15 protein-coding genes are annotated in these 14,294 nt (G+C 39.4%); 8 read left to right on the top strand and 7 right to left on the bottom strand.

All coding sequences use genetic code 11. The features are described 5' to 3' along the window. Positions 1-23: 23 nt before the first annotated feature. Together QQK09_RS06605 and QQK09_RS06610 are read right to left on the bottom strand one after the other, a co-directional pair. Entirely contained in the window at positions 24-968 is a 945-nt protein-coding gene (locus tag QQK09_RS06605) for an ornithine cyclodeaminase family protein (protein ID WP_284203322.1), read from the bottom strand. Positions 969-1,072: 104 nt separating this feature from the next. Then, the gene (locus QQK09_RS06610; RefSeq protein ID WP_284203323.1) at positions 1,073-2,209 is read right to left on the bottom strand and encodes a DSD1 family PLP-dependent enzyme; all 1,137 of its coding nucleotides are present in this window, start codon (positions 2,207-2,209) and stop codon (positions 1,073-1,075) included. 110 nt (positions 2,210-2,319) lie between these two features. Between QQK09_RS06610 and QQK09_RS06615 the strand changes: the two genes are divergently transcribed. Continuing rightward, positions 2,320-3,240, top strand: coding sequence for a LysR family transcriptional regulator (locus QQK09_RS06615; RefSeq protein ID WP_284203324.1), 921 nt, complete (start codon positions 2,320-2,322; stop codon positions 3,238-3,240). A gap of 212 nt (positions 3,241-3,452) precedes the next feature. Here the strand turns inward: QQK09_RS06615 and QQK09_RS06620 are convergent, their stop codons facing one another. Then, the gene (locus QQK09_RS06620) at positions 3,453-3,707 is read right to left on the bottom strand and encodes a hypothetical protein (protein ID WP_284203325.1); all 255 of its coding nucleotides are present in this window, start codon (positions 3,705-3,707) and stop codon (positions 3,453-3,455) included. A 439-nt stretch (positions 3,708-4,146) separates the two neighbouring features. Between QQK09_RS06620 and QQK09_RS06625 the strand changes: the two genes are divergently transcribed. Continuing rightward, on the top strand, positions 4,147-4,344 hold the full coding sequence (locus tag QQK09_RS06625) for a hypothetical protein (RefSeq protein WP_284203326.1): 198 nt from the start codon (positions 4,147-4,149) through the stop codon (positions 4,342-4,344). 758 nt (positions 4,345-5,102) lie between these two features. Then, on the top strand, positions 5,103-5,354 hold the full coding sequence (locus tag QQK09_RS06630) for a DUF2498 family protein (RefSeq protein ID WP_284203327.1): 252 nt from the start codon (positions 5,103-5,105) through the stop codon (positions 5,352-5,354). Positions 5,355-5,612: 258 nt separating this feature from the next. Here the strand turns inward: QQK09_RS06630 and QQK09_RS06635 are convergent, their stop codons facing one another. Continuing rightward, complete coding sequence (locus tag QQK09_RS06635; RefSeq protein WP_284203328.1) at positions 5,613-6,365, bottom strand: copper homeostasis protein CutC; 753 nt, start codon at positions 6,363-6,365, stop codon at positions 5,613-5,615. A gap of 358 nt (positions 6,366-6,723) precedes the next feature. On the opposite strand from QQK09_RS06635, the gene QQK09_RS06640 reads away from it, so the two are divergent. After that, positions 6,724-7,383 carry a ThuA domain-containing protein gene (locus QQK09_RS06640; protein ID WP_284203329.1) on the top strand — a complete coding sequence of 220 codons (660 nt, stop codon included), beginning with the start codon at positions 6,724-6,726 and terminating at the stop codon, positions 7,381-7,383. A 194-nt stretch (positions 7,384-7,577) separates the two neighbouring features. On the opposite strand, the gene QQK09_RS06645 is transcribed toward QQK09_RS06640, so the two are convergent. Next, positions 7,578-7,943, bottom strand: a complete 366-nt coding sequence (locus QQK09_RS06645) for a hypothetical protein (RefSeq protein WP_284203330.1) — start codon at positions 7,941-7,943, stop codon at positions 7,578-7,580. A gap of 512 nt (positions 7,944-8,455) precedes the next feature. On the opposite strand from QQK09_RS06645, the gene QQK09_RS06650 reads away from it, so the two are divergent. Further along, the gene (locus tag QQK09_RS06650; RefSeq protein WP_284203331.1) at positions 8,456-9,268 is read left to right on the top strand and encodes an SDR family NAD(P)-dependent oxidoreductase; all 813 of its coding nucleotides are present in this window, start codon (positions 8,456-8,458) and stop codon (positions 9,266-9,268) included. Between the two features lie 69 nt (positions 9,269-9,337). On the opposite strand, the gene QQK09_RS06655 is transcribed toward QQK09_RS06650, so the two are convergent. Further along, the gene (locus QQK09_RS06655; RefSeq protein WP_284203332.1) at positions 9,338-9,937 is read right to left on the bottom strand and encodes a MarC family protein; all 600 of its coding nucleotides are present in this window, start codon (positions 9,935-9,937) and stop codon (positions 9,338-9,340) included. 12 nt (positions 9,938-9,949) lie between these two features. Continuing rightward, complete coding sequence (locus tag QQK09_RS06660) at positions 9,950-11,305, bottom strand: YjiH family protein (protein WP_284203333.1); 1,356 nt, start codon at positions 11,303-11,305, stop codon at positions 9,950-9,952. Positions 11,306-12,135: 830 nt separating this feature from the next. Here QQK09_RS06660 and QQK09_RS06665 point away from each other — a divergent pair. The 3 genes from QQK09_RS06665 to QQK09_RS06675 all read left to right on the top strand — a co-directional run bounded on the left by QQK09_RS06665 (position 12,136) and on the right by QQK09_RS06675 (position 14,149). Beyond that, on the top strand, positions 12,136-13,155 hold the full coding sequence (locus QQK09_RS06665) for a GGDEF domain-containing protein (RefSeq protein WP_284203334.1): 1,020 nt from the start codon (positions 12,136-12,138) through the stop codon (positions 13,153-13,155). A 70-nt stretch (positions 13,156-13,225) separates the two neighbouring features. After that, positions 13,226-13,516, top strand: coding sequence for a PilZ domain-containing protein (locus QQK09_RS06670; RefSeq protein WP_284203335.1), 291 nt, complete (start codon positions 13,226-13,228; stop codon positions 13,514-13,516). Between the two features lie 21 nt (positions 13,517-13,537). Continuing rightward, positions 13,538-14,149 carry a fumarylacetoacetate hydrolase family protein gene (locus QQK09_RS06675; RefSeq protein ID WP_284203336.1) on the top strand — a complete coding sequence of 204 codons (612 nt, stop codon included), beginning with the start codon at positions 13,538-13,540 and terminating at the stop codon, positions 14,147-14,149. Positions 14,150-14,294: the final 145 nt, after the last annotated feature.

A 14,294-nucleotide genomic window follows, 5' to 3' on the forward strand; every position in this document is an offset into this window, starting at 1 on the left:
ACTGAGTCACTTTATATTCAGCATTAGCACTTAATAGAGTGGCCTGCACCAATCGCTGCCTCCAATAAATACTGACCGATAAAAAGATCTTGAACTGCAATGCCGGAACTATCAAAAATAGTAATATCGGTTCTGTTTTTACGCCCCTGTGCTCGCCCTGATAATACCTCACCCATCATGGTCAATTTATCTGCCTGTGTATTTTTATGAATATGTTGGTATTCGCCAATCACCACCGACTGTGAAGTAAAGTCACAAAATAAATCCGCATGATCAAAGAGTGCCGTCGGGAGTTCTTGCTTACCTTTGCTATCAGCACCCATCGCAGAAATATGGGTGCCTGCTTTTACCCAATCAGCTGAAAATAAAGGTTCGCTAGCGGTGGTGGCGGTAATGATAATGTCGGCGGCTCGGCAGGCTTGCTCTGCTGCTTTAACTTGGGCATGAATGCCAGCATCTGCTAATTTGTTAACCAGTGCTTGAGCCTTATCATCATTGCGACCCACAACCAATACGGTATGGATATCACGAACAAGGCACACCGCAATACATTCATAGAATGCTTGATGACCCGTACCTAATATAGTTAAACAACGCGCATCTTCACGGGCCAATTGCGAGACTGCAACCGCATCGGCGGCGGCCGTTCGGTAGGCATTAACGGTGCTGCCCTCAATAACGGCATCAAGATGACCTGTTGCTGGATCTAATAAAAAAATAGTTGAAGCGTGGCAGGGGATATTTTTTGCTGTATTAGCCGGCCAATAGCTGCCAGTTTTCCATCCCACTAATTGTGCCGTATTGGCAGATTTGAGTGAAAAAATACTATTTTCAGAGTGACCTTCTGCAATAACAACCGGGAATAATTGAGCTTGCTCACTTGCCGCGATAAGCGCTGCTGATATTGCGTTAAACGCGAGTTCAGGGGTAATGAGTTGACTCGATAACGCTTCATTTATATATTTCATAATCTGTTCATTTTCCTATTCATAGACGATTATTTTTAGATTTCGCCACGTAAATTGTCTATTTAACGTCGCTGTTTTAGCTCGCGCCTTTAGCACGCATTAATCTACCAACCTTGAATTCGTTGCCAATAATCAAGCTCAATTTGATCAGAGTGTCCCACGTAATAACCCGCATGCATCGCAGCTGTCGCACAGGCATGATTAGGCAAAATTCGTAATTGTGTACCAACTGCTATGGTTGGTAATTTACTGCCATCAACAGTGGCAATAATACCGTGTTCTTGATTAGTGCCGATCACTTGTAGGCCAGGAATAATATCGCCATTGCTATCGCAGACTAAACCATAATCACAATCTTTACGTTGTGTACGCGTGCCACGATCTTGTGATAATGACATCCAGCCTGCATCAATAAATAACCACTCTTTCTTTTCATTATGTCCGATCACACTGGTCACCACCGACAATGCAATATCTTCAGGTTGACACACACCGATACCTGCCATCACTAAATCAAAAAAGGTGTAAACACCCGCTCTGACTTCCGTCACGCCGGCTAAGTTCTTGGCGAAATGGGCTGTTGGTGTAGAGCCGACACTGACAACAGGACAAGGAAGTCCACTTTCAATTAGTCGTGTTGCTGCTATCACGGCTGCCAAACGTTCACCTTCAGCTGCTGCTATGAGTGCTTGTTCACTGCTGCAATCATAGGACTCGCCTGCATGAGTGAGAACGCCACGTAATTCAGCGCCGCCTTGATGGAGGGTATTTGCTATCTCTATTAACTGTGCATCATCAGGTTGAATGCCTCCACGATGACCATCACAGTCAATTTCTAATAAGGTAGGGATGTTGATGTGTTGAGCCTGACAAAATGCAACGACAGCTTTCGCTTGTGCGACACTATCTAACAATATGCTGATATTTATGCCGTTATTAAGCAGTGTTTGAATACGCGGTAATTTCTGTGGTGCAATACCGACGGCATAAATCAGGTTGGTATAACCTGCGCCTGCAAATACCTCTGCCTCTTTCACTGTTGATACTGTCGCGGGCGAATCGAAATCAACTAACAGGTGTTTGGCTCCTGCAATTGATTTTACGGTTTTTAAATGCGGCCTTAATACTACATCATGCATTGCTAATTTTTCTCTGAGAGCCAATACATTGCGATCAAATTTCGTTTTATCCACGAACAAAAATGGGGTGTCTATTTTTGTTAAACAGGTGCTGATTGACATAATAATATCTCCTTGTATTGCGTTGCCTACTTGGTTATTACACTATTGTGCAATACAGAGGTTTAAAGTTATATTAACCATTACTAACTATCATATTAGGTTTGAACTTAATGCTTACCAGCGAAGATTTACGATTTTTTTATACTATTTCGACTCAACCCTCGTTAACAGCGGCTGCGCGTAAATTGAATGTAACGCCACCTTCAGTAACACTGCGCCTGCAAGCTCTCGAATCAAAAGTGAACGTTAAGTTGGTGCAGCGCCAAGCAAGGGGAATAGGGCTGACAGAAGAAGGTTACTTATTACAGCGTAAAGCACAGTTTATTATTGAGGAGATGAATCAGATAGAGGCCTTGATGGCTAGCAAAAAGAGCCTGATCAATGGAACATTGAAAGTACTTGCACCTTTAGGATTCGGTAATGATTACATTGCGCCTTTAGTGGCTGAGTTTCAACAGCTGCACCCGAATTTATGTGTTGAGTTGGAACTGTCAGATAAACCTAGCTGGGCTGAAAGCCATCAGTGGGATCTTATTATCTACATTGGTAAATTACGCGACTCAACATTAACACTTTCTGTGCTTGCACCTAACCAGCGTTTTCTTTGTGCTTCTCCTGATTATCTAAAGCGGCATGGGACACCCACATCACCACGTGATTTGAAAAAACATGTTTGTATTTCCTTGCGCGAGAATAGTGAAGATGTGACGTTATGGCGCTTCACACATAATACCAGTGAAGAGCAAGCGTCAGTACGTATCACCCCTACATTCACCAGTAACGAAGGCAGCATTGTCAAAAGTTGGGCAATGGCAGGGCACGGTATCATTATGCGTTCTGAATGGGACGTTCAACCTGAATTAGACAGTGGGGCACTGGTACGATTGTTGCCTGAATATCGATTGCCAAGTGCTGATATTGTGGCGTTATTAGGGACCGATGTACGTTCTCGTTCAGCAAGAACCGCGCATTTTTTGCAGCTATTAAAAGATCGTTTTGCAGCGCAACCGTGGTTAAAGTCAGACGTTTAATTTCAACAAATGCTGTGATGAGACCCGTATTCAATACTCATTGAGCGGGATACTTTCACTTGAGTTATCTTGGCATGGTTGTACTCTAAAATGAGTGTGAAGGGGTTTTTAAGTGACTCAAAGGAAAAGGGGCACAAAATGCCCTCAAAAATTAGGCGTAACTTATTGTAGTGAACTCCTCGACACATTTTTCGCTAAAGCATCGATCAATGTTATTCGACTTGCTCACTAATAGATAACTCGATTTCCTCAACGTAATTTTTGGTTGATAACAATGGAAGTGGACGACCCAACCCGAAGAATGCATTTACATGTTTGATAGCAGGTATCTTTCCACTTTCTTTATATACAGCTGTTGTTGTCGCTTTAAGTTCAACTAAATCGATACGATGCTCTGCGGCGAAGGTTTCAACTGGTTTATAGGTTGTCTTTTCTGAAAAAATATTTGCAAAGTCACTGTATCCCATTTTTATATCCTTAAATATTATTGTTATAATGGCGTTAACTGATGTTAATAATCGCACAAATTTTGAGGCGCAATATTAACAGAATTCGAATAGTTAGGTTACTTTAATGCTGCGTATCACTCCGTCATAATCCAGATTTTGGTGCTCTGAACGGTAATGGATATTGTCACTTCAAGATATAGCACAACTACGTGCTATGATTATTCGTAGTAGTAAGCTAAAATTGGCTGAGAAAGTGACAGTCTATTTTAAAAGTCACATACACGCGGTGTTTATTTTTACATTAATACATCTACGTAGTACAAGCGATGTATGAGGAAATATTAAAGAGTAGTGCGTAATCGGACTATTTTATTTAACCTCACCGTCGTATTTCTAAAGCACGCGTTATACCCCATCTTCGGGGCAATTATTCAATAATACAAGGAACCAACTTAATATGTCAGGTTTAAACAACCAAGATAGCAACCCGAACAGTGATCAAAACCAGCTTAAAGCCTTACTCGATCAGCCTATTGAAGATTTACCACTAATATCTCTGTACCGTATCAGATATCTAGCTACTGAGCTTTCAATGGAAGGTGTGGTAGCACATGCGCAAAAGATTATTGATAAACGTAATCAAGCAATGTCATAGCAACAAGCTTTCTATGAACATGGTGGCTAAGAATATTAGCCACAAATTATAATTTGTAAGGCGTTTTTGCACCGAAGTGAGTACACTTCCTAAGGCGCAAAGGAAAACGAAGCGCCTTAGCACTTTTTATCTGCGATTTAATACCATTCAATACCACCTTATCCCCAAAATCAGTTATACATTCGACTCAATAGTTTTTTTGAAAAAACACATAGATCATACTCCCCTAAAAATACCCGACACAAGCCTCGCCATTGCCAAGTCAATTTAGCCTATTTTTAAAGCTGATAGTTTTAAAGCCGATAGGAAGCACCATGTTCTGCTGCTGTGGTTAGGAATAAAGCAGGTCGAGATAAGGAAATATTGCCGTTATCTTTTGTTTTTGTAAAACGATAAAAGCTAACCAAGTGAGCCCCTTACACGTTAATTCCAATTACATTAAGTCTGTGATCTTAATTTTGCGCAGGAAATACAGCTAAATTCAAGACGAAAGTTGACGCCTTTCGAGAGATTAACTACGTTAATCCTCTATCGGAGAATTAAATAAATGACTTTAATTCTTTATGGTTGTTCCCTTTGCGAAACTTACAACGCAGAAGTCAGTTTTTTTAATCAGTAAAATAGATCGGCTATTTACTGTAATAGGTATAAGTACACTGCGGATAAATTCTCTATCATATCTACCCCTTTAACTTGCGATTTATCTGTGACTCAGGATAATATATTGCTCAATTATTATGATGATAAGGAATGAATAGATGAGCAACGACAAGCAAGAGATCAATAGTGCTGACATAATCGCGTTAGCAAATGCACAGTTACCAGAGCATGAAGATTTTATCGAAGGTGTTAAGGTAGAGAAGGTTGCAGCACAACATGGTGTTATTACTTTTAAAGGTGAATCATTTTTAGATAAAGATGGCTTACCTACAGCAAAGAGTATGATCGCTTTTAACTTATACAAATGGCTTTGTCACCATTTTTCAAATAAATACACGTTAATTGACTGAAAATAGCATTCAAAAAAACACCCCCTAATTCAGGGTAATTGATTGATATATGAATATTGCAAACACTTCAATTACTTTTTATTGATCGCAACAGCCAAAGTACTTCCCTTCAGTCAGTACACCTTGTACATGACTATTATTGCTGAGTAAAACGGGTGAAAATCCCTACTCATTATTGCGCTGCAAGCGAGCTTACTCGCTTGCAAGGCTTGGGAAATAGTGGCGTTATATGGGTTTTCTTATCCAGATTTTAGGTTACTAAACAGATCCATTAACGATACGTAATATCGCTGAAATAGCCTCTTTATCGGTAACAGGGAGTTGATAGTCATCAACGTCTGATGATCCCATCTTGTTTTTATCGGTAATGAACGTCATTTTACTGTTTCGCGTGGTTTTTCCTGATAGATGCAGTTCAGTCACATTAGTTTTATTTATAATCTCTTTTGCATTGCTGGCATTGACTCCAGCGCCGGGCATAATAGCGATACGCTCACCAGCTTGTTGAACCAATTCTGCTAGCACCTTTACACCTTCTGGTGCTGATGGAGCAAGCCCTGAGGTGAGGATACGTTCGCAACCTAGCGCTATGATATCTTCCAAACCTTGCTTGGCGTCGTTGCATTGGTCAAATGCGCGGTGATATGTCACGGGAAGGTCGAGTTGATGTGCATAGTCACAAAGACGTTTTGAGTTTGGCATGTCTATGTTTCCTTGCGCATCTAATGCTCCAAGGACTACACCTTGAAGACCGGTGTCTTTCGCTGCCTTGATGCTATACAGCATGATTTGTATCTCTTCCTCACTATAGAGGAAGTCTCCTTGTCGCGGACGAATGATTGCATAGACCGGAACAGATGAAATTTCACCTGCAAGTTTCATCATTCCATAACAGGGGGTTAATCCGCCCAGCGCGAGTGCGGAGCAAAGCTCAATACGTGTTGCTCCTCCTGCGATTGCACTGTGTAGTGACTCGATATTGCCGATTGATACTTCAATTTGTATATCCAATTTTTTACCCTTTTTACCGTTTTAATGAACAACGTTGTATTCGTATAAAATTAGAGTACATCATATTCTTGTTGATGTTCAACACTAACCTCCACTTTGTCTTTTTTCCTTATCAGTGGTCATATACTGACCCATTAATGTTTGCTGCACAAAATAACAAAAAAGAATGGCAACTGTGACGACTGTTTAAAGTCAGCCTTTGTGTTCTGTATTTCATTTTTTTATCGTCTAGAGTGGGGCTTGGTTTTGGTGTAGCCATACGGGTTATGCTTTTATGTACAAATGTTGTTGCTCGTAAACATCCCTGTGATTAAATCCACAGGACTTTGCAGCATAATCCTATAGGTTAACGATACGAATGAAAAATGACTCGCCAATAAACGTTTTATTCCTCACTGGCATTGAGGATCCTCATCACGATTTCGATGCCATTTCGGCTGTTTTTAAACATTTTCTTAGTGAAGTTAATATTTCAATTACCATTACTAAAAATCTGGACGATTTACTTGATGATAAACTTAAACCTTATGATGTTATCATTTCTAATGCGATGAATTTTACCCTGAGTAAAGCACATGAAACTGCACTGCTTGAGGCTATTATTGGCAACCCATGGGGGACAACAGGTGATCCAAAAGGGTTTGTTGGTATTCATGGTGCCAGCGCTAATTTCTTGAACTCTCGCGCTTACCTCAATATGTTAGGCGGAAGGTTTTTGATCCATCCCGTCACTGATGATTATATGTATAAAGTTGAAAATGTTGATCATCCGATCATGACAGGTGTTGATCACTTTACGCTCAGATCTGAGCTCTATTTGATGGAAACATACCCACCCTACGATGTCTTATTATACAGTGACTACCAAGGGTTTAAGCGTCCGATAGCTTGGTCAAAGCCTTATGGACTAGGGCGCGTCTGCTACCTAGGCCTTGGGCATGATGTACAAGAAGTAAGTTGCACTGAGTTTCAGCGCATGGTGATTAATGCCGTAAAGTGGACATCACAAAAACAATAGAAGTGGAATATAACAGGCAGGTTAGCGCTGTTACGCAAGCCAACAATGAAACAAGTTAAGCTTTCATCTCTCAAAGCTTAAATTGATCGTTGCAGGTTTATAGCTCATAATCGCTAGTTTCATTTATGCTGCTAGTGAAAAATAAAGATCTTAAGTAATTCTTGTTCACAACATAAACGCCAACGTTGCGATGTCTATTTTTCGCTCATCATTGTATATGTTCTAATTGAATTTCTGATATATTGAGCACTGAAGTTGTCACCTCTCATTTCGGACACTTTCATTGCTTTACAGATTTTATTCTGCATAATAATCCTTCTTTTTGATGAAGCAAGACCCTGCTTTAATCTACACTGTCTTAAAGTTTTACTTTCTGTATAACTCAAATCGAGTTTTGCGTATTCCTGGCTTACATTACTCATGTTTACCCCAAGCAAGTATCGATCTGGTGTACGAGTAATGGTGTCAATCCAGCCATCGACTTTTTCCAAATTATTATCCCAATAATTATTAAATAGGATCACACTAAAAAAAAGGCTTCCACCCAATATTGCTTTCATTTTAAATCCTGTTTAACTTTTGTGATTGATTTGATGGGGTTGCTTTTAATGATTCTTATGATGGTTGAGTAACAGGGGCATTACTTGTCGCTAGCTTGTTTTCGGCATCATATACAATTGTTTTTCTCTGTAAATGAGTGTTTGTGTAAGTTTGTGTAATCATGATTTGTAAGTGAGGATCGTTTCTTGTTGATGGGGAAATTGAAAGGTATTGTGCTTGGTTTTCTAAAAATTGCGGGGTCAGTTTTTTACCTTGATTTTTAATGGGTAGGGGAAGTGATTCGGGTTAATTTAATGATGAAGGTCATACGGTATCGCTGAACAATTTTTATGACACCTAACGCTTAATAAGGGCACAAGTGTTAGTTGAGTGTGGCAAAATCACATTGAAAAATGATAATCTTTATTGTTAAAAGTATCGCTAAACAGAACCACTTAAATCAGCATTCTGTAGGTATTATGCTACGGATAGATTAACTAAATATTTAGTCCCAATAATGGAAAATGACGAGATGAAAAATACGGTATTAATAACCGGTGCAAGTGCTGGTTTAGGTGAGGAGTTTGCTTGGCAACTCGCTGAACAGGGTTTTAATTTATTGCTGGTGGCAAGGCGCACTGAAAGACTAAGCACAGTACAACGTAATATAAGCATTAAATATCCCTCCGTCAGCTGTTTAGTGCTGAGTGTTGATCTTAATGAAGCGGATGCTTTGGCAACATTGGTTAATTTTGTCTCGTTGCAAAAAATTGAGCTGACAGGGCTGATCAATAATGCGGGTTTTGGTATTAGAGGTGAATTTTATGCGCTGCCAGCAAATAGACAGCGTGAATTGCTGCAGGTTAATATCAACGCATTAACGATGCTTAGCCACGCATTTATCCCACATTTAACGGCTACGTCAATTGCTGTTCATAACAATAAAATTCCTCATTCCCAAGGTGTCCAAGCAGTGCCTTTTATTATTAATGTCGCTTCAACAGCTGCCTTTCAAGCAGGGCCAAATTTAGCGCTTTATTATGCAAGCAAAGCGTTTGTATTATCATTCTCAGAAGCATTACATGAAGAGTTAAAGGGAAAAATACAGGTCAGTGCGCTCTGTCCTGGTGCGACAAAAACGGAATTTGCAGAGGTTGCCAGGATGTCCAATTCGTTGGTGTTTAAACTGCGTGTGATGGACAAAAAAGCAGTCGTCAGTTACGCATTAAAAAAGAGAGGTAAAGCGATAGTGATACCGGGATTAATGAACAAAATCGGGGTGATAGCAGTTAAGCTGCTACCCCGATTTATTACTCGAAAACTAGCGTATCAAATCCAGAAGTAGGGGGAGAAGTAATGAGTTGTTAGCCGTTAGTTATTAGTAAAAATCAGACTAATAACTAACTCTTCATTCCTATTTAAGCATCAAATTACTGATACCATCGTAGATAAATTGAATCGCTAACGCTGCTAGAATCACCCCTAAAAAGCGCTTTAAAATCTCATCGCCAGTTTTACCAATTATTTTTTTCAGATTTTTAGAGACAAGCATTAATACAAACGTTAACAGTAACGTACAGATTATTGCTGCCGATACTGCAACGGTGCCTGTAGCATCCATATCCTGTGAGAACAGAAGCACGGAAAGGGTTAACGTCCCTGGCCCCGCGAGTAGCGGTACTGTCATCGGAAAGACCGAGATGTCACGGAGTTCACCTTTGTTACTAAAGCCAATATCAGAAGTGATCATCTGAAACGCGGTAAAAAACAGTAACAAACCACCAGAAATACGCAGTGAATTGATATCTATCCCAAGGTGGAAAAAGAGTGTTTCGCCATAATTACCAAACAGTATCAGTGTTAAACCACTGATAATGATCGCTTTGGTTGCCATGATATAACGGTATCTCTTATCGCCATTGCTCGCTAAAGAGTTAAAGATAAGTGCGGCGCCAATCGGGTCGATAATTACAAACAACGCCGTCAGTGCATGCAGATATATTGCGATATCCATCGTTATTAATCCTTAAAAAATGAGGTGTGCAATACCAGCGATCACCGGTAATGTAACAAGGGTACGCAAAATGAAAATAACAAATAGTTCTGCAATGTTTACTGGAATTTTACTGCCTAATAACAGTGCGCCGACTTCACTCATATAAATAAGTTGAGTCACGGACATCGCTGCAATGATAAAGCGGGTCATATCCGATTCAATTGATGACGCAAGGATAGATGGAATAAACATATCTGCAAAGCCTACCACGATTGTTTGTGATGCAGCTGCCGCTTCTGGCACTTGTAACAACTCTAATAATGGAATAAACGGGTAACCCAAGTAGGAAAAGATAGGCGTGTATTCAGCAAGAATTAATGCAATTGTCCCCATTGCCATAACCACCGGTAATACGCCAAATACCATATCGATAACGTTTTTTAAGCCATCTTTTAAGGTATGTTTAATGCCGCTACTGTTTTTCGCTTTTAATAACGCTTGTTCAAATCCCCATGAAAACACATTGTGCCCCACTGGTGTTGCTTCACTGTTTTTTACACGTGGTGTGCCATCGATGTAATTGTCTTTTTTCCAGCATAGCGGTGGTAGTTTAGGCACGATAACCGCTGCAACAACACCCGCTAAACAGACTGCAAGATAAAAGGGCAGGAATAGATGCTCTAACTGCACTTGTGAGATAACAACCAGAGAGAAAGTAATCGACACTGCCGAGAAAGTGGTACCGATAATAGCCGCTTCACGTTGTGTATAAAATTTCGATTCATATTGTTTGCTGGTCATCAAAATCCCAACGCTACCATCACCTAACCATGAAGCCATACAGTCGATTGCACTTCGACCTGGTAAGTTAAATACTGGGCGCATCACTTTCGTTAGCAAAGTCCCAAATAACTCTAATAAACCAAAGTTAAGTAGTAGAGGTAAGAATAAACCTGCAAAAATAAACACACAAAAAAGGACCGGTAGTAGGTCGTTTAAAACCAACGCGCCTGTATCGCCGGAAAATATCATTGCTGGACCAATCGCAAAATAAGTTAATGCGACAAATACTGCCCCTAAAATACGTACCGCAAACCAAACGGGAGAGACGTTAAATAACCCTTCAAAAAATTCACTTTGTTGAATAGGTTTAAATTTAAACAGTTTATGTAATGTCGTTACCGCGGCAGTGAACAGCACTATCGCAGTGACGATAAGTGGCAGTGCTTCGCCAAGTAAGTTTTGTAATGTTTTTGCAACTATCGCGATAGGGATAGTAATGTTGCCCTCAAAACTGATTGGCATCATGAACAGTATTAAGCCGATCAAAGACGGTACGATAAAGGTTAATATAGTCTGCAGATTGTGTGATTTTTTAATGTGCACAGGAATACCTTAGCAAATGAATATTGTAGATAAGCAGGGGCTTTTCTTCGAACGCGCAGATTACGCATTTTACTAAGCCTTGTAAATGCGATAGACAGCTAAAAAACCATAAAGGTTGAATAAAAATGCATAAATACTTTTTGTTGTTGTAATTTAGATGCATTGTATGCAAAAAGTATATTTAGCCTTTTGTTAATCGTTGTTTATTTGAGCTTTTAGCGTAAATAGTCAATAAGAATGATTTTTTATTCTTGTGTAATAACGTGGTAGAACAGCCTTTAAATGGGTGTGTAAAAGGTTTGTTAACCAAGGGCGTTAAGCTAATTTATTAAGTAATAATAGGGGAACGTTATCGTCACTTAGTGGTGTTTATTAATTACGGTGAACAGCCTGAACGGAGCATTAGTCTAGTAAAGTAAAAAGGATGACCTCATTACTTATCTTAATATGATTGAAATGGTGAATTTACTGATTTAAATAACAGTGTCATTATCGCTGTTCATTTTGTTTAATTACCTTAAGTGATAAACATGGCAAGTCATAATTATTCAATTACCTAGTTAAGTGGTCAGTCGTTATTTTATGCAATTAAGTCAATGGAAAGCATTTACTTATGAATAAATAAGTTTTAAGTCAGGCTGTGAATGCCTCTCGAAGTGAATGATTGTAACATCATTGTTTTTTTTGAACTTACCTACTATGGACGTTAAACAGTGCTTGCAAATGGGATATAAATGGCAAAAACCAATAAATCTATAATAATGTTTTACAAAGTCATTTTATTGGCGTTATGCTGATGCTTTATATATGTAAAATGTGTTGAGAATCAGATGAATAGCAAATTAATTATGGAATCTGTGCAAAATCTAAAAAAAGCAGTTCCTTTGATGATGAAATATAAAGTCCCCACAACGCCGATCAATTACGCGCTTTGGTATACCTATGTATCTGAAGAACTGCCCTTGTTAAACGAGAGGCTTGAGGCGTTAATAGCAAATAATGAGATCTGTCCTCCAGTGCAATCTGCCTCATTATATCGCGAGTTTGTTGCAGACCCCAAAGACGCAACGACATGGGCGTTACGTAGTAGCGTTGATAAGATGCTGCAGCATATAGATCAATCTTTAACCGATACCCATAATGATACTAATAATTTCCAAAAGAATGTTGAACAAACTTTCGGTGAAATTAACAACGTTGAAAACGATGCTTTAAGTTTTGAAGAGGTCGTTGTTTTATTAAAAAAACTACAGGGGGATTCTAAAAAAATCCATCGCTCGACCGCTTTTTTTAGTGAAACCTTAGCAACAGCAAAAGGTGAAATTGAATCACTCAAGGCCGCGCTTAAAAAAAGCCAACAACAAGCATTGTATGATTCATTGACTGGCTTACTTAATCGTCATGCCTTTGATACCGAAGTTTCAGCATATCTTGAATCTCAAACGCAGGGGTTATGTTTAATCTTGGCAGATATTGACCATTTTAAATCCTTTAATGATGAGTGGGGCCACCTGCTTGGTGATCAGGTATTAAAAGTGGTCGGGCGCAAATTGAACGACAGTATGCGCGATGGTGCAAGTGCTTATCGTTTTGGTGGCGAAGAGTTTGTTATCTTAGTACCGAGTAGCCAGCTTAGAATTGCGCGCCATATGGCTGAGAGCATTCGTAAAATGATCGAGAAGCTAAGTTTAAAAGATAAACGTAGTGGAGAAACCATTAAAAACATTACCCTTTCATTTGGTGTTGTTGAGTACCAGCCAGAAGAGTCGTTAAGTAGTTTTATTGCACGTGCAGATACCTTTTTGTATGAAGCAAAACGCTTAGGCCGTAATCGTGTTTTACCACTCTGATTTTTAGGCTTTATTTTTAAACAGATTTGCCGATAACGAGTTAATAGTTTTATTTTCTGTAGGAGGCTTTATGCAATTAACACAAGCGGAACGACGCGCATTTGAACGATTAAGTTTTACCTCGCAAGTGATTATTAGCCATCATGGTGTTGATCAAAAAGTCGATTGTAAAGACGTTAACGCAGAGGGTATGTCGCTTTATTTAGCGCAACATGATTTTACGCTACACGATGAAATTGCGGTGCAATTTGATGATAGTGATCCCCATTTCCCTGCATTAAATGCAGATGCAGAGTTAATACGTATTCAACCCCTTGAAAGCGGTTTTCTGATCGCGGTCGAGTTTGTCGCCATTTATTAATGTAATTTTGATGAGGAAGATATGAATAAAATTAAGTTAGCAGGAAAAACAATTTCACCCTCTAAAGTGGTTTGTATTGGACGTAACTATGTCGAACACATTAAAGAGCTGAATAATGAAATGCCGGATCAAGCGGTTATTTTTGTAAAGCCTAATTCTGCAATTTCAGATTGTATTGTCAGTGGAACAGATGAGCCAATTCATTATGAAGCAGAGATCGCTTTTGTTATCGAAGAGGGCGCTATAACGCATGTCGGTGTTGGGCTTGATTTAACCAAGCGTGGTTTACAATCTCGATTGAAAAATAAAGGTTTGCCTTGGGAACGTGCGAAAGGATTTGATAAGTCTGCTGTATTTAGTCACTTCGAGCCGCTTGTTGGTTCGGTGCAAAGCTTATCGATGCAACTGTTGATTAACGAACAACTAATTCAGCATGCAGATTACGACTTGATGATTCATAAACCGAGCGAAATTATTGATGAAGTTGCTTCGTTTATGCGCTTTGAAAATGGTGATATTTTAATGACTGGTACACCTAAAGGGGTGGGCGTGGTTAATAAAGGCGACCATTTTACTGGACGTATCTATCAAGATAAGACCCTTTTAATTGAGCAACAATGGACAGTGTTGTAAGCCCATCTTGTCACGCGAATAAACCTGTTAATCGTTTGTTCGCTTTCATCACGGCGATGAATAATGGCGATTAACAGCAAATAACTCTTTTTTTTCACTATTTTTCCTATTCGCACCACAACAGTACTAGCCTTATCCTTCTGAT

The sequence above is a fragment of the Psychromonas marina genome (genome assembly GCF_030161115.1).
Classification (GTDB): Bacteria; Pseudomonadota; Gammaproteobacteria; order Enterobacterales; family Psychromonadaceae; genus Psychromonas; species Psychromonas marina.

Bases quoted from the DNA above. Each gene is read 5' to 3' on its own strand.
- QQK09_RS06645 (WP_284203330.1), bottom strand. From the start codon at position 7,943: ATGAAAGCAATATTGGGTGGAAGCCTTTTTTTTAGTGTGATCCTATTT.
- QQK09_RS06615 (WP_284203324.1), top strand. From the start codon at position 2,320: ATGCTTACCAGCGAAGATTTACGATTTTTTTATACTATTTCGACTCAA.
- QQK09_RS06650 (WP_284203331.1), top strand. From the start codon at position 8,456: ATGAAAAATACGGTATTAATAACCGGTGCAAGTGCTGGTTTAGGTGAG.
- QQK09_RS06620 (WP_284203325.1), bottom strand. From the start codon at position 3,707: ATGGGATACAGTGACTTTGCAAATATTTTTTCAGAAAAGACAACCTAT.
- QQK09_RS06670 (WP_284203335.1), top strand. From the start codon at position 13,226: ATGCAATTAACACAAGCGGAACGACGCGCATTTGAACGATTAAGTTTT.
- QQK09_RS06675 (WP_284203336.1), top strand. From the start codon at position 13,538: ATGAATAAAATTAAGTTAGCAGGAAAAACAATTTCACCCTCTAAAGTG.
- QQK09_RS06665 (WP_284203334.1), top strand. From the start codon at position 12,136: ATGAATAGCAAATTAATTATGGAATCTGTGCAAAATCTAAAAAAAGCA.
- QQK09_RS06630 (WP_284203327.1), top strand. From the start codon at position 5,103: ATGAGCAACGACAAGCAAGAGATCAATAGTGCTGACATAATCGCGTTA.
- QQK09_RS06640 (WP_284203329.1), top strand. From the start codon at position 6,724: ATGAAAAATGACTCGCCAATAAACGTTTTATTCCTCACTGGCATTGAG.
- QQK09_RS06605 (WP_284203322.1), bottom strand. From the start codon at position 968: ATGAAATATATAAATGAAGCGTTATCGAGTCAACTCATTACCCCTGAA.
- QQK09_RS06625 (WP_284203326.1), top strand. From the start codon at position 4,147: ATGTCAGGTTTAAACAACCAAGATAGCAACCCGAACAGTGATCAAAAC.
- QQK09_RS06655 (WP_284203332.1), bottom strand. From the start codon at position 9,937: ATGGATATCGCAATATATCTGCATGCACTGACGGCGTTGTTTGTAATT.
- QQK09_RS06610 (WP_284203323.1), bottom strand. From the start codon at position 2,209: ATGTCAATCAGCACCTGTTTAACAAAAATAGACACCCCATTTTTGTTC.